The 306-nt window shown below is 69.0% G+C and carries 1 protein-coding gene; it reads right to left on the reverse strand.

Features of this window, described 5'->3' with window-relative positions:
• Nucleotides 1-306 (reverse strand): ATP-binding cassette domain-containing protein (locus CQ14_RS42565; protein WP_156435440.1); only part of this gene is annotated, 306 nt, incomplete at both ends.

Consider the following 306-nt stretch of genomic DNA (forward strand, 5'->3'; position numbering starts at 1 on the left):
CCGAGCAGCGCCCGCGCCAGCGCCAGACGCTGGCGCTGTCCGCCGGACAGGCCGACGCCGCCGGGGCCGAGCCGCGTGTCATATTGTTTCGGCAGGTCGAGCACCATCTCGTGAATACCGGCGCGCTTGGCGGCGTCGATGATCTCTTCGGTCGAGGCATTGCCGAAGCGGGCGATGTTCTCGCGCACGGTGCCGGCGAACAGGCCGACATCCTGCGGCAGATAGCCGACATGGCGGCCGAACTCGAGCGGATCCCAATGGCTGTAATCGAGCCCGCCGAAGCGCAATCGTCCATCGGCGGGGGGG

It is taken from the genome of Bradyrhizobium lablabi (assembly GCF_001440475.1).
Lineage (GTDB): Bacteria > Pseudomonadota > Alphaproteobacteria > Rhizobiales > Xanthobacteraceae > Bradyrhizobium > Bradyrhizobium lablabi.